This is a genomic window from Pseudarthrobacter leeuwenhoeki (genome assembly GCF_055412885.1).
Window position 1 is genome coordinate 39,554 of record NZ_JBVAYY010000011.1, and the last position, 18,859, is coordinate 58,412.

Here is an 18,859-nt window from a genome sequence, read left to right on the forward strand (position 1 = left end):
TCAGGCTTCGAGCCTCTGTCGGTCGAGGTCGCGGCTCCGGCCTGCGGAAAGTTCCGGCAGGCCAGAGCCGCGCTCTGGTGCCCCAGGAGGGAATCGAACCCCCGACCGGCGGATTAGAAGGCCGCTGCTCTATCCCCTGAGCTACTGGGGCGTACCGGCGTATTCGCCCGGCTGCTGCCGGGGGACGCCTCGAAAAGCTTACCGTGCCCTGCGGCTGTTCGGCGTCAGGAACACCTGCCGGCCTGGGGCCCGCAGTCAACAGCACCCTGCTCTTCACGGGCCTGCCCAGGTGTGGTTATCCACATGGCGGGCCCGGCCTCTCGCGGACAGCCGCCCCCGGAGTGAAGCTGAAGGAGCCTGCTAGGGCACGACATTTCGAGACAGGACATGAGAATGAGTGACAACATCACGGTCCGCGGCTTCGTCGCCACGGAGGTCAAGACTTCGACGACACCGGGCGGGGTGGCGACGGCGTGGTTCCGGATCGGATCCACCGACCGGCGCTACGACCGCGCCACGAACACGTGGGTTAACGGGACCACCAACTGGTTCGCGGTCCAGGCCTACCGGCAGTTGGCAGGCAACATCGGCTGCAGCATCAAGAAGGGCCAGCCGGTCGTTGTCACGGGACGGCTGAAGATAAGGAGCTGGGAAAAGGACGGCCGGATTCACCACGTGGTGGAAATCGACGCCGAGTCCGTCGGCCACGACCTCATGTGGGGTTCCGCCAACTTCATCCGCGCCGCCGCAAATGGTGCGCAGGCAGCGGCCAGCCCGTCCGGTCCGGCGGCCCTCCCTCCGGACGACAACCGTGAGGAGGACGAGGAGGACGACCAGGACTACGAGGTGAACAACGACGACGACGTGCCCGCCGCCCACGGTGTCTTCGTCGACGACGTCAGCGGCGAGGTGGAGGAGCTCGATGAGGAAACGGGCGAACTGAAAGGGGCGGCCGCCTGAATGCCCGGCTACGCCGGGGCCGTGCACCGGCCAGCCCCGGCGTTGGGCCTTGCCGGGCTGGCTCCGGGCCGCGGCAGGGGTGGATGGGGAGGCCTGAATGTGAGTTATCCCGGCGGAACCACTAGATTTGTAGGCATGGCGGAATTTATCTACACAATGACCAAGGCCCGCAAGGCCGTTGGCGAAAAACTTATCCTCGATGACGTAAGCATGTCCTTCTTCCCGGGGGCCAAGATTGGCGTTGTCGGTCCGAATGGTGCAGGTAAGTCCACCATTCTCAAGATCATGGCCGGACTGGACACTCCCTCAAACGGTGAGGCCCGGCTCAGCCCCGGCTACACGGTTGGCATCCTGCTGCAGGAACCGCCGCTGAACGAGGACAAAACCGTCCTGGGCAATGTCCAGGAAGGCGTCGGCGAGATCATCGGCAAGATCCAGCGCTTCAACGCGATCTCCGAAGAGATGGCCAGCCCCGATGCTGACTACGATGTCCTCCTGGAGGAAATGGGCCAGCTGCAGGAAGCGATCGACGCCGCCGATGCCTGGGACCTTGATTCCCAGCTCGAGCAGGCCATGGATGCCCTCCGCTGCCCGCCGCCGGAGGCCGACGTCACTCTGCTCTCCGGTGGTGAGCGCCGCCGCGTCGCACTCTGCAAGCTCCTGCTCCAGAAGCCGGACCTGCTGCTCCTCGACGAGCCCACCAACCACCTCGACGCCGAAAGCGTGCTCTGGCTCGAGCAGCACCTTTCCAGCTACCCCGGCGCGGTCCTCGCCGTGACCCACGACCGGTACTTCCTCGACCACGTTGCCGAGTGGATCGCCGAAGTGGACCGCGGCCACCTGTACCCGTACGAGGGCAACTACTCCACGTACCTCGAAAAGAAGCGCGCCCGCCTGGAAGTCCAGGGCAAGAAGGACGCCAAGCAGGCCAAGCGCCTCACCGAAGAACTCGAGTGGGTCCGGTCCAACGCCAAGGGCCGCCAGACCAAGTCCAAGGCCCGTCTGGCCCGCTACGAGGAAATGGCTGCCGAAGCCGACCGCACCCGCAAGCTGGACTTCGAAGAGATCCAGATCCCGCCGGGCCCGCGCCTGGGTGGCCTCGTCCTCGAGGCGAAGAACCTGCAGAAGGGCTTCGAGGACCGCACCCTGATCGACGGGCTGTCCTTTACCCTGCCGCGCAACGGCATCGTTGGAGTCATCGGCCCGAACGGCGTCGGCAAGACCACCCTGTTCAAGACCATCGTCGGGCTTGAGCCCCTCGACGGCGGCGAGCTGAAAATCGGCGACTCGGTCAAGATTTCCTACGCGGACCAGAGCCGTGGCGGCATCGACCCGAACAAGACCCTGTGGGAGGTTGTCTCCGACGGCCTCGACTACATCCAGGTCGGCCACGTGGAAATGCCGTCCCGTGCCTACGTCGCCGCTTTCGGCTTCAAGGGCCCGGACCAGCAGAAGAAGGCCGGGGTGCTCTCCGGTGGAGAGCGCAACCGCCTGAACCTCGCGCTGACCCTCAAGCAGGGCGGAAACCTGCTGCTCCTCGATGAACCGACTAACGACCTCGACGTCGAGACCCTCAGCAGCCTCGAAAACGCCCTGCTCGAATTCCCGGGCTGCGCCGTGGTGGTCTCGCACGACCGCTGGTTCCTGGACCGGGTGGCCACCCACATCCTCTCCTACGAAGGCGACGAGGAGAACCCGTCGAAGTGGTACTGGTTCGAGGGCAACTTCGAAGCCTACGAGGAGAACAAAGTCGAGCGCCTGGGCCCGGATGCAGCGAAGCCGCACCGCGTGACCCACCGCCGCCTCACCCGCGACTAAGCCCGCGAGACACAGAGCGGAAAAGTGAAGGCCGGCTCCCCAGTGGGGGAGCCGGCCTTCACTTTTCACCGGTGACCGGTGACCGGCGACCGGCAACCGGTCTCCGGAGCCCGGAGGATCAGCCGCGTTCGGCCTTACGCATCTGGTGCTGCAGGACCTTGGACTGGACGGCGCCCTTGACCTTGTTCCTGAGGTCCGTTGGAACCCGGATCATGCCTTCCTGCGCCACCGTGGCCACAAGCCGGCCGTCGCGGCTGAAGATCTTGCCGGTGGCCAGCCCGCGGGCCCCCTGGGCGCTGGGGGACTCCTGCACGTAGAGCAGCCATTCGTCCACCCGGACCGGCCGGTGCCACCACATGGCATGGTCCAGGCTGGCCACCGACATCCCCGGGGTAATCCAGCTCATCCCGTGCTTGCGGAGGATGGATTCCAGCAGGGTGTAGTCGCTGGCATAGGCCAGGGCGGCACGGTGCAGGTCCGGATCGTCCGGCATGGGTCCGAAGGTCTTCATCCAGACGGCGTTGCGCGGTTCCTTGCGGCCCTTGGCCGAGACGTACAGTGCCGGGTCGACGTGCCGGATGTCGAAGGGCCGCTCGTAGGCCCAGTGCCGTGCCACGGGGTGGTCGAACTTGCCCAGCAGGTCCGCCGTGCTGGGCAGCGACTCCGGCGCGGGGATGCCGGCCGGCATCTGGGTCTGGTGTTCGATTCCCTCGTCCTCGTCCTGGAACGACGCGATCATGGACAGGATGGGCATGCCCTCCTGGTATGCGTGGACACGCCGTGCCGAGAACGAGCGGCCGTCCCGCAGCCGCTGCACGCCAAAAGTGATCGGCTTGTTGGCATCCCCCGGCCGCAGGAAGTATCCGTGCATGGAATGCACGCCCCGCCCTTCGGGAACCGTCCGGCTCCCGGCGATCAGCGACTGGGCCAGCACCTGGCCCCCGAACACGCGGTGCCGGGGCTGCTGCTGCGAGGGGCCCATAAAGATGTCCTCATCCGTCCGGGCACCCTCCAGCTCACCGAGGTTCAGCAGTTGGAGGAGCGAGGAGGTGGGGTCCTGTGTCGGCGGGCCCTGCAATCGGGCTTCGGCTTCAGTCATGGTTCGACTCTAGACGTCCCTCCTGTAAGGCCCCAGCGGGACACAGCCGGTAGAGTCGATATTGTGTCTGACGTCCTCACCCAGTCCCTGCAGTTCACCGATCCCCGCGACCTCGCCGATCTGCGCACCTTCGCCACCCGCGCCAGGACCGTCGATGACGGAGCCATCCGCCTTCAGGCGTCCGGCCCGGTGCTCGCCGCCTATGTGTGTGTGTTGCGGCCGCGGCTGCTGGGGGAGTCGACACCGACAATCCTCGGGCTGCGGACCATCGCCCTGGCGAAGCCGGCGGACACCGATGTCACCGTTCCGATCTCCGCGGTGCTGGACCGGCTGGCGCGTGCGGGGGAGAATGACGTCGACCTGCCGCTGCCGCCGGTGACCGTCACCGAGTCCTGGGCCGGCGTCGGCGCTCCCCGCGCAGGCTGGGAGGCCGTGGCCACGCTGCCGGACTCCGCTTTGCGCCGGTCCGCCGAAGCCGGCATCACCGAGATTGCCGCCATCATCCCGGACAAACCCGGCGCCCTGATCGTCAACAACGCCCGCGCCACGGTCTGGGGGCGGGACCTGGCGGGTGCCGGCGGGCTCCCGCTGGGCGCCGCCTTCGCGGCCCTCACCCTCGGCTTCCTCGCAGATGGTGAACAGCAGCTCTACCGGGCCGGCCGCTGGTTCCGGCTCAGCGGAGCCCGCGGGCATGTCCTGGCCCGAACAGGTACGGGCCTTTAGCGCCTCCTGCCTTGGCGGCCGGTTTCCAGGACGGCTGTTTCTCCCGTTCCGGCCAAGACGACTCTGACATCAAAACGAGTCTGACATACTGAGCGCATGAGCGGCGTACCGGTGCTGGACCCCCCGATCGAGCGACATCTCAGCTTCAACGATGCGCTGCATCCGGACCGCGGCTGGATCCGCCTGCTCCGCTTCGCGGTCGGCGTTTTCGTGCTCGTCGCCCTCGCCCAAAAGACCTGCGACGCGACGCTCCCTGGCACCGACGTGGACATCTTCCAGCTCTACTCGGAATTCACGGTCCAGTCCAACCTCGTCCTCGGGCTCGTCCTCATCGCGTCCGCCGCCCGGACGCGGACCCGGCTGCCGGAGTGGTGGGACCACCTGTTCGGGGCCCTGGTCTTCTATCTGGTGATGACCGGCATCATCTACGCCGTGCTGGTGGCCCCGCCGGATGAGCCGTGGTGGAGCTGGGACATGTACTGGCCCCAGCTCGCGCACCACCGGCTGGCGCCGCTGTTCGTTACGCTCGACTGGCTCCTCGTCACCAGGACGGTGCGCGGCACGTGGTGGCGGCCGATCGTGTGGCTCAGCTACCCCGTCGCGTTTCTCGTCTTCTCGTGGGCGCGCGGTGCGATCGACGGCTGGTACGTCTATGACTTCCTCGATCCCACGCTCGACGGCGGCTGGCCGGCCGCGCTGACGACGACGGCGCAGGTCCTCGTAGCATTCCTGGTGATCGCGTTCCTCGTGCACGTTGCCGGCAACGGGCGCGCCGCGCTGGCCACAGGCCACGGCCGGCGCTGACTACGGGTCCACTAGGGACCGCACCGAACCAGTGGGGTCCGGCCTCAGGCTTCGGACGGGCTGTTCACCATGGAAAGGGCCGCCCGCTCCATGTAGTCCCAGAGTGTCCCCTCGTGCAGCGGGGGCAGCTCCAGGGCATCCACCGCGGTGCGCATGTGGAACAGCCAGCGGTCCTTGGCCTCCGGGGTGACCCGGAAGGGCTGGTGCCGCATCCGCAGCCGGGGGTGCCCGCGCTCCTCGCCGTACGTCGTCGGGCCGCCCCAGTACTGCTCGAGGAACATCAGGAAGCGCCGCTTGGCGGGGCCCAGGTCCTCCTCCGGATACATCGGCCGCAGCAGCGGATCGGCCGCCACGCCGTCGTAAAACACATCGATCAGCTTCACGAAGGTCTCGTGGCCGCCCACGGCGTCGTAGAAGTTGTCCGTGTAGCCGGGCCGGCTGAAGGGATCGTTCTGCAGCAACTGCTGGGGCTGGCGGGATTCGCCGGCGCTGGGAATCGTCATGGTGCTATTCACTGGCCTTCTGCTGGGTTGCATTGTCGGCGTCGTCCGCCGGCGGCGTGACGGGGGGAAGGTAGGTGCCCTGGGAGCGGTTGCCCACGCGCAGGATTTCGCCGTTGCGCAGGTACCAGATGGCGCCGTCCTCCGCCCGGACCCGGGTGATCCGCAGGTTCATGGCCTCGACGGTGCCCACCACTTCGGAGGTCTCGATGATGTCGCCGATCCCGTACTGGTCCTCCATGGTGATGAAGATGCCGGCCAGGAAGTCGCGGATCAGCTGCTGGGCGCCGAAGCCGATGGCGATACCGAGGATTCCCACGCTGGTCAGGATCGGCGTCACGTCCACGTTCAGGTTCTTGAGCACGTACACGCTCGTGAGCACGGACAACAGGACGCCCACCACGCTTCTGAGCAGTGCACCGACGGTGTGGGCCCGCTGGACCCGGCGCTCGTGGTCCAGCGCACGGAAGGCGGGGGCCACCCAGCGGAAGTGCGGCTTCTTGAGCATGGTGCTGCCCGCGGCGACGCGCTTGGTGATTCCGGCGATCACGAAGGACGCCACCAGCCACACGGCGACGCCGACACCCAGGCTGATCAGAACACCCGGCACGTTGATGGCCGAGATGTCCGGAGGCGTGAAGGGTTCGGTCGTGGTCATGCTGTACATCGGCGGGCTTACTCCTCGTTGCTGCGTTGCTGCTGCCGGCCGGTATCGCCGGCTGCATCACGCTCTGGTCTCATTCAACATTAGCGCCGTAGCGTGGCACCCTGCGCATCCGGGTGGCGGAGGGGACGCCGGCCGGCTCCGGCGGGCCGTTCAGCCCGCCGGGCCCTCGAGTACCGCGCCCGGTTCGTGCAGCACCGGGAAATTGACGCTCCGGGCGATGAAGCAGACCCTGTTCGCCCCGGCATGCAGTTCCTCCAGGAGGTCCTCCGCCACCGGCGCCGCCAGGATCACCACGGGCTTGAGCGTGACCGATTCAAACTGTCCGCTGCCGTCCCGGTTGGTCCGCATCAGCCCCTCGGCCCGGTCTTCATACCCGGTGACCACCACGCCGTGCTTCACGGCCACGTGCAGGAAGGACAGCATGTGGCACTGGGACAGGGCGGCCAGCAGCAGCTGTTCCGGGTTGTAGCGGGTCCGGTCGCCGTGGAACGCCGGATCCGCGGAACCCCGCAGGACGGGCAGCCCGGGGATCTCGATGTCGTGCGCACGTGAATAGCCGCGGTAGGACGCCGTCCCCTCGCCAAGGTTCCCGGTCCAGCGGACCGTCAGCGCATAGCGGTGCTCATCGAGGCTCATGGCTCCAGCCTAGGACAACGGTGGTCCTAGCCGACGTCGGCCTGCCGGGCGCGCAGCGCGCGGGCCACGCCGTCGCGGTTCTCGAGCATCATCCGCCGCAGGGCCCCGCTGTCCTCCGGCAGCGAGGCCAGGAACTCATCCGTGCGGTCCACGGTCGCCTGCGTGGTCAGCTGCGCCGGGTAGAGCCCGACGACGATTTGCTGGGCCAGTGCGTGCGTGCGGTCCCTGACGATGCCAAGGACGGCCTCGAAGTACTTCTCTGCGTACGGCCCCAGCAGGGCGCTATCCAGCACCCGGGTGAAGCCGCTGACGACTGAACCCTGGAGCGCATTGGACAGTTCGCCCTTGACCACAATCGAGTCCCAGGCCGCGGCCTTCGCTTCGGGCGTCGGAATGGCGGCCTTGGCGAGGGCCGCCGCGTTCTGCCCGGTGGCGGTGTTGTCGCGCCCGAGTTCGGCGTCGATCTTCTCCTGCCCGGCGCGGCCGCCGGCGACGAGGGAGGTCAGCAGTTCCCAGCGCAGATCCTGGTCCACGGCCAGGCCCTCCAGCGTCAGGGTGCCCTCCAGCAGGCCGGAGACAGTGTCCAGTTGTCCGGCGCTGCGGGCCAGCAGGGCATAGGACTTGACGAACTGCAGCTGCGCGTCAGAGCCCGCCGGGACACCGGATGCGAGCTCCCAGAGCCGGTCGGCGGCGGCCACCGCGGTGGCCTCCTTGTGTTCGGGGGCCACATAGAAGTTCAGGGTGGTTGCCAGCTGGCGCAGCTGGACCTGGATCACCGAGGAGTCGGATTCCTCGGCGATGTTGGCCAGGATCAGTTCCACGTAGCCGCGGGCGGGGGTTTCCCCGTCGCGCGCCGCATCCCAGGCCGAACCCCAGACCAGGGTCCGGGGCAGGCTCTGGCTGAAGTCCTTGAGGTGGGCTGTGGCCGTGGCGAGGGATTTCGGATCGAGGCGGACCTTGGCGTAGGCGAGGTCGTCGTCATTGAGCAGGATCAGGTCCGGCCGGGCCAGCCCGGACAGGGACGGCACCTCCGTGCGCCCGCCGTCGACGTCGAGCTCCTCGCGGTGGACGCGTTCGAGCTTCCCGGCGGCGGTGAGGTTGTAGAAGCCGACGGCGAGCCGGTGCGGGCGGATGGTGGGCTGGGCTTCGGTGGCGGACTGCAGGATCGCGAAGGAGGAGATCGTCCCGTCCGCACCGACGGCGAGCTCGGGCGTGAGCGTGTTGACGCCGGCGGTCTCCAGCCAGAGCTGGCCCCACTGGTCCAGGTCACGGCCGCTGGCCTGTTCAAGTTCAGCCATCAGATCGCTGAGTTCGGTGTTCCGCCAGGCGTGCTTGCGGAAGTATTCGCGGACGCCGGCCATGAACTCCTCCGGCCCCACCCACGCCACCAGCTGGCGGAGCACCGAGGCGCCCTTGGCATAGGTGATGCCGTCGAAGTTCACCTCGACGTCTTCCAGATCGTTGATCTCGGCGAAGATCGGGTGCGTGGTGGGAAGCTGGTCCTGGCGGTACGCCCAGGACTTCTCCACCGAGGCGAAGGTGGTCCAGGCGCGGTCGAACCTGGTGTTTTCCACGGCGGCCAGATGGGACATGTACTCGGCGAACGACTCGTTCAGCCAGAGGTCGTTCCACCAGCGCATCGTCACGAGGTCCCCGAACCACATGTGGGCGAGCTCGTGGAGCACGGTGATGGCGCGGCGCTCCACCTGGGCGTCCGTGACCTTGCTGCGGAAGACGTAGCCTTCCAGGATGGTCACGGCCCCGGCGTTCTCCATGGCCCCGGCGTTGAACTCCGGCACGAAGAGCTGGTCGTACTTCTCAAACGGGTACGGGCAGCCGAACTGGGCCTCGAAAAACTCGAAACCCTGGCGGGTGAGTTCGAAGATGTTGTCCGCGTCGAGGTACTGCATGAGGGACTTGCGGGCGAAGACGCCCAGCGGCGTGACCTTCCCGTCGGCGGAGACGACTTCGCTGCGGACGCACTGGTACGGCCCCGCGATCAGGGCGGTGACGTAGGAGGAGAGCCGCGGGGTGGGGGTGAACTCCCAGACGGAGCGGGCACCGCCGTCGGTGCCCGGGATGGTCTCGACCGGCGCCGGGGTGGGGGAGTTGGACACGATATCCCAGTGCGAGGGGGCAATGACCGTGAATGTGAAGCTGGCCTTGAGGTCGGGCTGCTCGAACACGGCGAACACCCGCCGGGAATCCGGAACCTCGAACTGGGTGTACAGGTAGACCTCATGGTCCACCGGGTCCACGAAGCGGTGCAGCCCCTCGCCGGTGTTCATGTACGGTGCCTCGGCGACGATTAGCAGCTCGTTGTCCGCCGCCAGATCCGGCAGCTGGATGCGGGTGCCGTCGGATACCTCGGCCGGGTCCAGCTCGCGCCCGTTCAGGGTCACACTCTGCACGGCGTCGGTGACGGCGTCGATGAATGTCGAGGACCCCGGCTTGGCTGTGAACGTCACGGCGGTGGTGGTGCCGAAGACTTTTGCCCCGCGGGTCAGGTCAAGCTCAACCTCGTAGGACTCGACGGCGATCAGTTCGGCGCGCTCGCGTGCTTCGGCGCGCGTCAGGTTCATTCCGGGCAAAGTTGGGCCTCCAGGGATGCGTCGGGATGGGGGAACTCGTTACTGTGAAATCATTCTTTCACTTCTGTGGCGCTTGGCAAGTTCCCTTGGGTCACGCCAAGGTACCTAAGGCCGAATCGCCGGGGGTAGCGTTGGGGACATGGGAAAGTTTCGGGATTCCGTAGACGTCAGGGCGCTGCGCTTCGCCGTGGGGTTCCCGCTGGTGCTCGCCGCCTCGTTTGTGGTGTGCGCTGTCCTGCTCCGCACGGACCTGCCCGAGCCGCTGGCCGTCCGCTGGGCCGAGGGCGCCGCCGCGGACTTCGCGCCGTTTGGGGCGGTCGTCAGCGTCGGTGCGGCGATGATCGTGCTGTTTGGCGGGGCCGTGCTCGTGCAGGCCGTGCCGCTCTCCCGTCCGGCGGTTATGCGCCGGATCATGATGGGTGCCGGGCTGTTCGTGAGCCTGTTCGTCACCACCGTCCTCGCCGCCGTGCTGGTCGGACAGCTCGGCCTGGCGAATGCGGGGGACGCCCAGGTGGATGTCGCGGTCCTCGCCATGGGCAGCGGCGCCGCCCTGGGACTGGGCGTCGTTCTGGGCTTTGTCTTCAAAGCCGATGAACGCTGGTCCACGGACGACGAACGGGCCATGGCCGACGCCCTGGCCCGCGAGCTCGACCCCGACCTGGCCCGGGATTCGGTGCGCCTGTGGGTCCATGCCCGCAGCTCGGTCTTCGTGATGCTCGGGATCGCCACCCTGCTTCCCGCAGCGCTCCTGGCCATCGCCGTGCCCTGGCTCGCTGCCCTGCTCGTCGCCCTGGCCCTGCTGGCTGCCGCGTGCCTGTTCGCCCGCATCCGGGTGGACCGGAGCGGGCTGCGGGTCTTCGCCGCCGGCTTCGTCAGGGTGATGGACGTGCCGGCCGCCGCCATCGAGGGGGTGACGCCGAAAGAGGTCAGGGCTGCCGACTACGGCGGCTGGGGATACCGCAGCCACGGCACCACGACGGCGCTGCTGGTCAGCAGCGGACCGGCCGTCGTCGTCGACCGTTCCGACGGGCGGACCCTGACCGTCAGCGGCGGGAGTGCCACGACGGCGGACAACGTCGCGCAGGTGATCTCACGGGTGGCGGCACGGGCGCACCGGCCCGGCGGCGCCGCCGGTGCGTAAAGCCCGCCTGTTGGCCGGGCCAGCCCGGCCGCCGAACCGGCCCGGCGGCCGGTGTCCGAGTAGGCTTGGAACAGCCCCCACCACCGCACCCGCAGCCCACGTGACGACACTGATCTGCCCAATCGAACGGATACACCGTGACCCCCTCTGACCTCCCGCGCGTGCACATCGCCACCGACCACGCCGGCATGGAACTCAGCGCCCACCTCGTCAGCCACCTCGGCGCCAAAGGCTACGAGGTACTCGACCACGGACCCAGGGTCTACGACGCCCTGGATGACTACCCGTCGTTCTGCATCAACGCCGCGCTCGCGGTGGTGGCGGACCAGGATGCCGGCACCAACGCCCTCGGGATCGTCCTCGGCGGATCCGGCAACGGCGAGCAGATCGCCGCCAACAAGGTCAAGGGCGTCCGCGCGGCGCTGGCCTGGAACCTGTCCACCGCGAAGCTGGCGCGCGAGCACAACGACGCCAACGTCGTCGCCGTCGGCGGCCGCCAGCACAGCGTTGCCGAGGCCACGGAAATCATCGAGGCCTTCCTGGCCGAACCCTTCAGCAACGACGAGCGCCACGTCCGCCGGATCGGCAAGATTGCCGCCTACGAGCGCACCGGCGAGGTCATCGACTAGTGCCGGAAGGGCATTCCGTCCACCGGCTGGCCCGCCAGTTCAGTGACGTTTTCACGGGGGAGCGGCTCGCCGTGTCCAGCCCGCAGGGCCGCTTCGTGCACGGCGCGGCGCTGCTGGACGGCCACACCCTCACCGGCTCCGCCGCGCACGGGAAACACCTCTTCCTGGAGTTCGAGCACGGGCTGGCGCTGCACGTCCACCTGGGCCTCTATGGCGCCTGGGACTTCGGCGGCGACGCCGGCTTCCGCGGCGCGTCCAGCATCGGCGCGCCCCGCAAAGTGGGGGAGCGGGAGGTCTACGACGACGCCGCCGGCCCTGGCGGTTACGGGGGGCCGCCCGCCCCGGTCGGTGCCGTCCGCGTCCGGCTCGCCAGCACCCACGGCTGGGCTGACCTCCGCGGCGCGACGACCTGCGAGACGGTCACGGAGGCGGAGGCGGCAGCCGTGCTGGCACGGCTTGGCCCCGACCCGCTGCGGAACCGTCCCGGCGACCGGGACGCCTTCGCCGCCGCGGTCCTGGCCCGACGCACGCCGCTCGCGGCCCTGCTGATGGACCAGAAGGTCATTGCCGGCGTCGGCAACGTGTACCGCGCCGAGCTGCTTTTCCGGCAGGGCCTAAACCCCTGGCTGCCGGGACGGGAACTGTCCGCCGCCGCAGCCGGACGGCTCTGGGACGACACCGTCGCGATGATGTCCGACGGCGTCCGCGACGGCCGGATCATCACCACACCCCCGCGCTACTGGAGCGTACCCGCAGGCGGCACCTCGCAGGGCGGCACATCCCGCCGCCTTCCCAGCCCGGCAGAGTCCCACTTTGTCTACCGGCGGCAGGGTCTCGAGTGCCGGGACTGCGGGACGCCGGTGGCCCTGACCGACCTCGTCGCCCGCAAACTCTACTGGTGCCCGACCTGCCAGGGGTGAGCGGCACCCGCCCCGGCACGAAAAAAGCCCCTCCGCGGAGGGGCTTTTCTCGTCATATTTCTGAGGGGACGACGGGAATCGAACCCGCGTAATCAGTTTGGAAGACTGAGGCTTTACCATTAAGCTACGTCCCCGGGGATGTGCAGGAACTTCCTGCCAATCTTCCGGGCGGCTGTTGAAGCCGGATACAACTAAACCTAATTCAGGGCCCCGGTGTCAAATGTGCAAATGACCGCAGTATGACCGTAGACTGTTCTGTGCACTTACGGGGTGTAGCTCAGCTTGGCTAGAGCACCTGCTTTGGGAGCAGGAAGTCGCAGGTTCAAATCCTGTCACCCCGACTCTGCAGATACCGCCAGACCCTTGGCGGCGCAGAACCCCACCCCCTAAAACCAGGAGTACTTAGACTGTGAAGAGCGCTGTCGAGAACCTCACCCCCACGCGGGTCAAGCTCAATGTTGAGGTCCCTTTTGAGGAATTGAAGCCCAGCATCGCAGAGGCATACAAGACTGTTGCTTCGCAGATCCAGGTCCCCGGCTTCCGCAAGGGCAAGATCCCCTCCAAGCTCATTGACCAGCGCGTTGGCCGCGGCTACGTGCTGGAGACTGCCATCAACGAAGGCCTCAACGGCTGGTACCAGGCAGCCGTTCAGGAAACCGGCATCCGGCCGCTGAGCCGTCCCGAGGTCGAAATCACCGAGGTCCCGGACCCGTCCGCCACCGACGGTGAACTGAAGTTCCACGCCGAGGTTGACGTCCGTCCCGAGATCGAACTGCCCGACTACGCCGGCATCAAGGTTGAGGTTGCCGCGACTGAGTCCACCGACGCCGACGTCGACAAGGCCCTGGACGAACTCCGCGGCCGCTTCGGCACGCTGAAGTCCCTGGACCGTCCGGCTGCCGACAAGGACTTCCTGACGATCGACATCACTGCCACCATCGACGGCGCCGAGGTTGATTCCGCCGCCGGCCTGTCCTACCAGGTCGGCGCCGGCACCATGCTCGAGGGCCTCGACGAAGCCGTCACCGGCCTGAGCGCCGACGAGGACGCCATCTTCGACACCACCCTCGTGGGCGGCGAGCACGCCGGCGAGTCGGCCCAGGTCAAGGTTGTCGTCAAGTCCGTCAAGGAACGCGAGCTTCCCGAGGCTGACGATGACTTCGCCCAGCTGGCCTCTGAATTCGACACCCTGGCCGAGCTGCGCGAGGACCTCGCCAAGCAGGCTGTCGAGTCCAAGGTCGTTGAGCAGGGCGTTGAAGCCCGCGACAAGGTCCTCGACAAGCTCGTTGAGCTCGTCGCGGTTCCCGTCCCGGATTCCGTCGTCGAAGAGCAGCTCGAGCAGCACTTCACTGCCGAGAACGCCCACGGTGAAGGCGAGCACGACACCGAGGAGCACCGCGCCGAGGTCAAGGCCAACACGGAGCGCGCCTTCCAGAACGAGATCATCCTTGACGCCATTGCGGAGAAGGAAGAAGTCAATGTCAGCCAGAACGAGCTGATTGACTACATCGTGACGACGGCCGGCCAGTACGGCATGGATCCGAACCAGTTCGCCCAGATCATCGATCAGTCCGGCCAGGTCCCCATGATGGTTTCCGAGGTCCGGCGCCGCAAGGCACTGGCTGTTGTCCTGGGCCAGGCCGAGGTCACCGACACTGAGGGCAACAAGGTTGACCTCAGTGACTTCGTCCGCCCCGGCGACGAAGCGGCACCGGTCGAGGCAGCAGCCGAGGCTGAGGCCGGTGTCGAGGACGCTGCTTCCGAGGAAGCAGCAACCGGGACCGCGAAGAACGATGACCCGGCAGCAGTGAAGTCCTAACGCTTCCTGTTCCCGCAGTTCCTGCCCGCACCCCCGGATCATTGATCCGGGGGTGCGGCTTTTTAAGCCGGTGATGAACCCTGCGGGGCAATCGTGCGCCGTCAGCGAACAGCCCCGCGCCTGAGCACAATGGGACCCGGAAAACCGTTAGTGTCCATGTAGGAAAGTTCAGTGATGTCGTCCAGTGGCGTCACCGTCGCCAGCGAGAGGTAAGTACATATGTCACAGCAAGCAGGGGCACCCCGGATGGCTACTGTCGATCCGGCAGCCCAGGATAACTACATTTACAACCGCCTGCTGAAAGAGCGCATCATCTGGCTCGGCTCCGAGGTCCGCGACGAGAACGCCAACGCGATCTGCTCGCAGTTGCTGCTGCTCTCGGCCGAGAACCCCGAGAAGGATATCTACCTCTACATCAACTCCCCGGGCGGTTCCGTCACCGCCGGCATGGCCATCTACGACACGATGCAGTTCATCCCGAACGACGTCGTCACCGTCGCCACCGGCCTTGCCGCCTCGATGGGACAGTTCCTGCTCTCCTCCGGCACCAAGGGCAAGCGTTACGCCACCCCCAACGCCCGCATCCTGATGCACCAGCCCTCCGGCGGCATCGGCGGCACGGCCTCGGACATCAAGATCCAGGCCGAGCTCATCCTGCACATGAAGAAGGTCATGGCCGAACTGACGGCCGACCAGACCGGGCAGAGCGTCGAGACGATCCTCAAGGACAACGACCGCGACAAGTGGTTCACGGCCAAGGACGCCCTCGAATACGGCTTCTTCGACAAGATCGCGGCGCACGCGGGATCGGTGGCCGGCGGCGGCGGAACCAACGCCGACTCCTCCGCTTCGGTTACCGACTCAACCGACGATGCCACCGAGAACTGACCGGCACGTAGACAGCAATGAATTCAGGAGCAATGAACATGACCTACAACTTCGGTTCGACTGCCGGTAACCTGCCGAGCAGCCGTTACGTGCTGCCGCAGTTCGAAGAGCGCACCCCCTACGGCTTCAAGCGGCAGGACCCGTACACCAAGCTGTTCGAGGACCGCATCATCTTCCTCGGCGTCCAGGTCGACGACGCCTCGGCCGATGACGTGATGGCGCAGCTGCTCGTGCTCGAGTCCACCGACCCGGACCGCGACATCACGCTCTACATCAACTCCCCGGGCGGCTCCTTCACCGCCATGACGGCGATCTACGACACCATGACGTACATCCGCCCGGAGATCCAGACCGTCTGCCTCGGCCAGGCCGCCAGTGCCGCCGCCGTGCTCCTCGCCGCCGGTACACCGGGCAAGCGCCTCGCGCTGCCGAACGCCCGCGTCCTGATCCACCAGCCCTCGCTCTCCGGCGGTCAGGGCGGCCAGGCCTCCGACCTGGAGATCCAGGCCGCTGAGGTCATGCGCATGCGGGCCTGGCTTGAGGACACGCTGGCCAAGCACTCCGGCCGGACGCCGGAGCAGGTCAACAACGACATCGAGCGCGACAAGATCCTCACCGCGGCCGAGGCCATGCAGTACGGACTGATCGACCAGGTGCTGGATTCCCGCAAGATGAAGCCCCAGGCAATCTCCAAGTAGCAGGCCAGTAGTTACAAGAACTACCGGCACCGGTGCGGCCCACGTTTAAGTGGCCGCCCCGGTGCCGGCTTTCCACCCAACAGGCCCAAAGTGACCTAGAGTGGAAGATGTCACGGCTTGCGTCTCCCAAAGGCGCGTCCGTGATTCCAGTAACGGGTGCATCGCTGCGCAGGAACAGAACACGGCCGGCAGCAAGATTCTAAGAGGGGTTCACATATGGCTCGGATTGGCGAGAGCACGGATCTGCTGAAGTGTTCTTTCTGCGGAAAGAGCCAGAAGCAGGTTCGGAAGCTCATTGCCGGGCCCGGCGTCTACATCTGCGACGAGTGCATTGAACTCTGCAACGAGATCATTGAAGAAGAACTCGCCGAAGTAGCCGACCTGGGCAGTTTCGAACTGCCCAAGCCCCGCGAGATCTTTGACTTCCTGCAGGAATACGTGATCGGCCAGGAGCCCGCCAAACGCTCCCTCGCCGTCGCGGTCTACAACCACTACAAGCGCATCCAGGCCGGGCACGCCCCCAAGAGCGGCAGCCTCGCCGAAGGCGTCCATCACGACGACGTTGAGATCGCCAAGTCCAACATCCTGCTGATCGGCCCCACCGGCTGCGGCAAGACCTACCTGGCGCAGACCCTGGCCCGCCGCCTCAACGTCCCCTTCGCCGTCGCCGATGCCACCGCGCTGACCGAGGCCGGCTACGTCGGCGAGGACGTCGAGAACATCCTGCTGAAGCTGATCCAGGCCGCCGACTACGACGTCAAGAAGGCCGAGCAGGGCATCATCTACATCGACGAGATCGACAAAATCTCGCGCAAGAGCGAGAACCCCTCCATCACCCGGGACGTCTCGGGCGAGGGTGTGCAGCAGGCCCTGCTCAAGATCCTCGAGGGCACCGTCGCCTCGGTTCCGCCGCAGGGCGGCCGCAAGCACCCGCACCAGGAATTTATCCAGATCGACACCACCAACGTGCTCTTCATCGTCGCCGGCGCCTTCGCCGGCCTCGAGGAGATCATCGGTTCCCGGTCCGGGCGCAAGGGCATTGGTTTCGGGGCTCCGCTCAATGAGGTCAAGAACAATGCCGACTCCTACGGCGAGGTCATGCCCGAAGACCTGCTGAAGTTCGGGCTCATCCCGGAATTCATCGGCCGCCTCCCGGTGATCACCACGGTCTCCAATCTGGACCGGGCCGCGCTCATCCAGATCCTGTCCACGCCGAAGAACGCCCTCGTGAAGCAGTACCAGAAGATGTTCCAGCTCGACGGCGTCGAGCTGGTCTTCGACGACGAGGCGCTGAACACGATCGCCGACCAGGCGCTTGAACGCGGCACCGGAGCCCGCGGGCTCCGCGCCATCATGGAGGAAGTCCTGCTCCCGGTGATGTTCGACCTGCCCAGCCGTGACGACATCGCCACTGTCATCATCACCGAAGACGTTGTCTCCAAGAAGGCCGAGCCGACGATGATCGCCCACGACGTCAAGCGCCGCAAGTCCGCCTGATCCGGAATAAACCGGCCCCACCGCTCGCTGTCACCTGTGGTGTGACTGGTCGCTGGGCTGGCGATCTGCACCATTTTCCCGCAGACTTCCCAAGGAGAACTTGTGCCTGAAACCAATAAAGCTGACTTCTGGTTTGACCCGATGTGCCCCTTTGCCTGGGTGACCTCCCGCTGGATCAGCGAGGTGGAAGATGTCCGCGACATCAGCACGGAATGGCACGTCATGAGCCTGGCCATGCTTAACGAGGGCCGCGAGGAGCTCCCGGAGGAGTACAAGTCGTTCCTCACCAAGGCATGGGCGCCGGTGCGGGTCATCACGGCCGCCGCCGAACAGCACGGCACCCAGCACGTCAAGGCGCTCTACGACGCCATGGGCACCAGAATCCACAACGAGGGAAACAAGGACATCGCCGATGTCATCTCGAAGTCCCTCGCCGAGGTTGGACTGCCCGCGGACCTCGCAGCGGCAGGCGGGACCGATGACTTCGACGCCACGATGCGCACGAGCCACGAGGCCGGAATTTCGCTGGTGGGCCAGGACGTCGGCACTCCCATCGTCGCCTTCAACGGAATCGCCTTCTTCGGCCCCGTGCTCACGCGCATCCCGCGGGGCGAGGAAGCAGGCCGCCTGTGGGACGCCTCGGTGGCCCTGGCCGCGTTCCCGTACTTCTTCGAAATCAAGCGCAGCCGGACCGAAGACCCCGTCTTCAACTAGGGCCCGGACGGGCAAAGAACGAAGCCCGAAAGACAGCAGAGAGCCCGGCAGAACTACTCTGATGTAGTTCTTCCGGGGCTCTTGTGTATCCGGACGGCCGGGATCACAATGGACATTACCCACTTCGAAAGAAGCGGGACGCAGGAACCAAGGATTCAGTGACACTCATCCGACGCAGCCTCCGGCAAAGTCAGATGGCGGCTACCAGTGACGAGGTAGGAAGACCTGAAAATTCAAGGATCCTGCCAGATTGTCTAAGACGTCACGTGACAATCGAAAAGTCGAAGCCCCACCAACGGCAACACGCTGATGGGGCTTCCCCTTTGCCCAAAATCGCTGCAGGGCATGGTCAGCGCCGCCGGCTCCGCGGGTTGGCTTGGCTTCCCGCGGAACGGCGAGGCCGGGATCCCCGCTCCTGGCTGCCTGTGTCCCATTCCACCCCCAGCATTGGAGCGCCATGCCCGTCACAGCCCACCTTGACCTGATCCTCAGAGCGGAAGCCCTGCCCACGGCCCCTGCCGTTCTCCGCGACATTCTCGCCGGCACGCAGGCGTTTGACGGCTGCCTCGGTGTCGAGGTGCTGGTCGACAGCTCCAACCCGGCGCACATCCTTGTAGTGGAACAGTGGGCGTCGATGGAGCACGACTCCGCCTACCGCGCCTGGCGGGCAGGCGAGGGTGCGGGCGGGCTGGGGGAGCTGCTGGCCGCCCCGCCCGTGCTGACGCACTTCGAGGCTTCGTCCGGGACCTGAGCCC

At 66.6% G+C, this 18,859-nt stretch carries 18 protein-coding genes and 3 tRNA genes; 14 read left to right on the forward strand and 7 right to left on the reverse strand.

Annotation, left to right across the window (positions count from 1 at the left end):
* Positions 1–75: 75 nt before the first annotated feature.
* Positions 76–151, reverse strand: a tRNA-Arg gene (locus ACZYX4_RS11485).
* A 242-nt stretch (positions 152–393) separates the two neighbouring features.
* Here ACZYX4_RS11485 and ssb point away from each other — a divergent pair.
* Entirely contained in the window at positions 394–960 is a 567-nt protein-coding gene (gene ssb, locus ACZYX4_RS11490; RefSeq protein WP_463875940.1) for a single-stranded DNA-binding protein, read from the forward strand.
* Positions 961–1,095: 135 nt separating this feature from the next.
* A complete protein-coding gene (gene ettA / locus ACZYX4_RS11495; protein WP_463875942.1) occupies positions 1,096–2,778 on the forward strand; it encodes an energy-dependent translational throttle protein EttA in 1,683 nt (560 codons plus the stop codon).
* 118 nt (positions 2,779–2,896) lie between these two features.
* On the opposite strand, the gene tesB is transcribed toward ettA, so the two are convergent.
* Entirely contained in the window at positions 2,897–3,877 is a 981-nt protein-coding gene (tesB, locus tag ACZYX4_RS11500; RefSeq protein ID WP_463875944.1) for an acyl-CoA thioesterase II, read from the reverse strand.
* 63 nt (positions 3,878–3,940) lie between these two features.
* Here tesB and ACZYX4_RS11505 point away from each other — a divergent pair, with 63 nt between their 5' ends.
* Together ACZYX4_RS11505 and ACZYX4_RS11510 are read left to right on the forward strand one after the other, a co-directional pair.
* Positions 3,941–4,600, forward strand: a complete 660-nt coding sequence (locus ACZYX4_RS11505; RefSeq protein WP_463875946.1) for a DUF8185 domain-containing protein — start codon at positions 3,941–3,943, stop codon at positions 4,598–4,600.
* Positions 4,601–4,696: 96 nt separating this feature from the next.
* Complete coding sequence (locus tag ACZYX4_RS11510; RefSeq protein ID WP_463875948.1) at positions 4,697–5,404, forward strand: Pr6Pr family membrane protein; 708 nt, start codon at positions 4,697–4,699, stop codon at positions 5,402–5,404.
* Positions 5,405–5,448: 44 nt separating this feature from the next.
* On the opposite strand, the gene ACZYX4_RS11515 is transcribed toward ACZYX4_RS11510, so the two are convergent.
* From ACZYX4_RS11515 to pepN, 4 genes are all read right to left on the reverse strand, one after another.
* Positions 5,449–5,907: a globin gene (locus ACZYX4_RS11515; protein ID WP_463875950.1), complete on the reverse strand. Its 459-nt coding sequence runs from the start codon at positions 5,905–5,907 to the stop codon at positions 5,449–5,451.
* Between the two features lie 4 nt (positions 5,908–5,911).
* On the reverse strand, positions 5,912–6,571 hold the full coding sequence (locus ACZYX4_RS11520; RefSeq protein WP_463875952.1) for a mechanosensitive ion channel family protein: 660 nt from the start codon (positions 6,569–6,571) through the stop codon (positions 5,912–5,914).
* 150 nt (positions 6,572–6,721) lie between these two features.
* Positions 6,722–7,207: an OsmC family protein gene (locus tag ACZYX4_RS11525; RefSeq protein WP_463875954.1), complete on the reverse strand. Its 486-nt coding sequence runs from the start codon at positions 7,205–7,207 to the stop codon at positions 6,722–6,724.
* Between the two features lie 26 nt (positions 7,208–7,233).
* Positions 7,234–9,789: an aminopeptidase N gene (gene pepN, locus ACZYX4_RS11530; RefSeq protein WP_463875956.1), complete on the reverse strand. Its 2,556-nt coding sequence runs from the start codon at positions 9,787–9,789 to the stop codon at positions 7,234–7,236.
* Positions 9,790–9,937: 148 nt separating this feature from the next.
* On the opposite strand from pepN, the gene ACZYX4_RS11535 reads away from it, so the two are divergent.
* The 3 genes from ACZYX4_RS11535 (at position 9,938) to ACZYX4_RS11545 (ending at position 12,488) form a co-directional block, all read left to right on the forward strand.
* Positions 9,938–10,939 (forward strand): hypothetical protein, encoded by a 1,002-nt coding sequence (locus tag ACZYX4_RS11535; RefSeq protein WP_463875958.1) that lies wholly within the window; start codon positions 9,938–9,940, stop codon positions 10,937–10,939.
* A gap of 137 nt (positions 10,940–11,076) precedes the next feature.
* Positions 11,077–11,568: a ribose-5-phosphate isomerase gene (locus ACZYX4_RS11540; protein ID WP_463875960.1), complete on the forward strand. Its 492-nt coding sequence runs from the start codon at positions 11,077–11,079 to the stop codon at positions 11,566–11,568.
* Positions 11,568–12,488: an Fpg/Nei family DNA glycosylase gene (locus ACZYX4_RS11545; protein ID WP_463875962.1), complete on the forward strand. Its 921-nt coding sequence runs from the start codon at positions 11,568–11,570 to the stop codon at positions 12,486–12,488. The genes ACZYX4_RS11540 and ACZYX4_RS11545 overlap by 1 nt, the downstream gene beginning before the upstream one ends.
* A gap of 63 nt (positions 12,489–12,551) precedes the next feature.
* Here the strand turns inward: ACZYX4_RS11545 and ACZYX4_RS11550 are convergent.
* A tRNA-Gly gene (locus ACZYX4_RS11550) sits at positions 12,552–12,622 on the reverse strand.
* Between the two features lie 132 nt (positions 12,623–12,754).
* Between ACZYX4_RS11550 and ACZYX4_RS11555 the strand changes: the two genes are divergently transcribed.
* The 7 genes from ACZYX4_RS11555 (at position 12,755) to ACZYX4_RS11585 (ending at position 18,855) form a co-directional block, all read left to right on the forward strand.
* Positions 12,755–12,829, forward strand: a tRNA-Pro gene (locus ACZYX4_RS11555).
* 68 nt (positions 12,830–12,897) lie between these two features.
* Complete coding sequence (gene tig / locus ACZYX4_RS11560) at positions 12,898–14,307, forward strand: trigger factor (RefSeq protein ID WP_463875964.1); 1,410 nt, start codon at positions 12,898–12,900, stop codon at positions 14,305–14,307.
* A gap of 246 nt (positions 14,308–14,553) precedes the next feature.
* Positions 14,554–15,195 (forward strand): ATP-dependent Clp protease proteolytic subunit, encoded by a 642-nt coding sequence (locus ACZYX4_RS11565; protein ID WP_463875966.1) that lies wholly within the window; start codon positions 14,554–14,556, stop codon positions 15,193–15,195.
* A 38-nt stretch (positions 15,196–15,233) separates the two neighbouring features.
* On the forward strand, positions 15,234–15,893 hold the full coding sequence (locus tag ACZYX4_RS11570; protein ID WP_463876166.1) for an ATP-dependent Clp protease proteolytic subunit: 660 nt from the start codon (positions 15,234–15,236) through the stop codon (positions 15,891–15,893).
* A gap of 216 nt (positions 15,894–16,109) precedes the next feature.
* A complete protein-coding gene (gene clpX, locus ACZYX4_RS11575; protein WP_463875968.1) occupies positions 16,110–17,390 on the forward strand; it encodes an ATP-dependent Clp protease ATP-binding subunit ClpX in 1,281 nt (426 codons plus the stop codon).
* A gap of 102 nt (positions 17,391–17,492) precedes the next feature.
* Complete coding sequence (locus ACZYX4_RS11580) at positions 17,493–18,104, forward strand: mycothiol-dependent nitroreductase Rv2466c family protein (RefSeq protein ID WP_463875970.1); 612 nt, start codon at positions 17,493–17,495, stop codon at positions 18,102–18,104.
* Between the two features lie 457 nt (positions 18,105–18,561).
* The gene (locus tag ACZYX4_RS11585; protein WP_463875972.1) at positions 18,562–18,855 is read left to right on the forward strand and encodes a putative quinol monooxygenase; all 294 of its coding nucleotides are present in this window, start codon (positions 18,562–18,564) and stop codon (positions 18,853–18,855) included.
* The last annotated feature ends 4 nt before the right edge of the window (positions 18,856–18,859 follow it).

What these genes read in the sequence shown, in the direction of transcription:
- ssb (WP_463875940.1), top strand. Translation starts at nt 394, where the DNA reads ATGAGTGACAACATCACGGTCCGCGGCTTCGTCGCCACGGAGGTCAAG.
- ettA (WP_463875942.1), top strand. Translation starts at nt 1,096, where the DNA reads ATGGCGGAATTTATCTACACAATGACCAAGGCCCGCAAGGCCGTTGGC.
- tesB (WP_463875944.1), bottom strand. Translation starts at nt 3,877, where the DNA reads ATGACTGAAGCCGAAGCCCGATTGCAGGGCCCGCCGACACAGGACCCC.
- ACZYX4_RS11510 (WP_463875948.1), top strand. Translation starts at nt 4,697, where the DNA reads ATGAGCGGCGTACCGGTGCTGGACCCCCCGATCGAGCGACATCTCAGC.
- ACZYX4_RS11515 (WP_463875950.1), bottom strand. Translation starts at nt 5,907, where the DNA reads ATGACGATTCCCAGCGCCGGCGAATCCCGCCAGCCCCAGCAGTTGCTG.
- ACZYX4_RS11520 (WP_463875952.1), bottom strand. Translation starts at nt 6,571, where the DNA reads ATGTACAGCATGACCACGACCGAACCCTTCACGCCTCCGGACATCTCG.
- ACZYX4_RS11525 (WP_463875954.1), bottom strand. Translation starts at nt 7,207, where the DNA reads ATGAGCCTCGATGAGCACCGCTATGCGCTGACGGTCCGCTGGACCGGG.
- pepN (WP_463875956.1), bottom strand. Translation starts at nt 9,789, where the DNA reads ATGAACCTGACGCGCGCCGAAGCACGCGAGCGCGCCGAACTGATCGCC.
- ACZYX4_RS11535 (WP_463875958.1), top strand. Translation starts at nt 9,938, where the DNA reads ATGGGAAAGTTTCGGGATTCCGTAGACGTCAGGGCGCTGCGCTTCGCC.
- ACZYX4_RS11565 (WP_463875966.1), top strand. Translation starts at nt 14,554, where the DNA reads ATGGCTACTGTCGATCCGGCAGCCCAGGATAACTACATTTACAACCGC.
- ACZYX4_RS11570 (WP_463876166.1), top strand. Translation starts at nt 15,234, where the DNA reads ATGACCTACAACTTCGGTTCGACTGCCGGTAACCTGCCGAGCAGCCGT.
- clpX (WP_463875968.1), top strand. Translation starts at nt 16,110, where the DNA reads ATGGCTCGGATTGGCGAGAGCACGGATCTGCTGAAGTGTTCTTTCTGC.
- ACZYX4_RS11585 (WP_463875972.1), top strand. Translation starts at nt 18,562, where the DNA reads ATGCCCGTCACAGCCCACCTTGACCTGATCCTCAGAGCGGAAGCCCTG.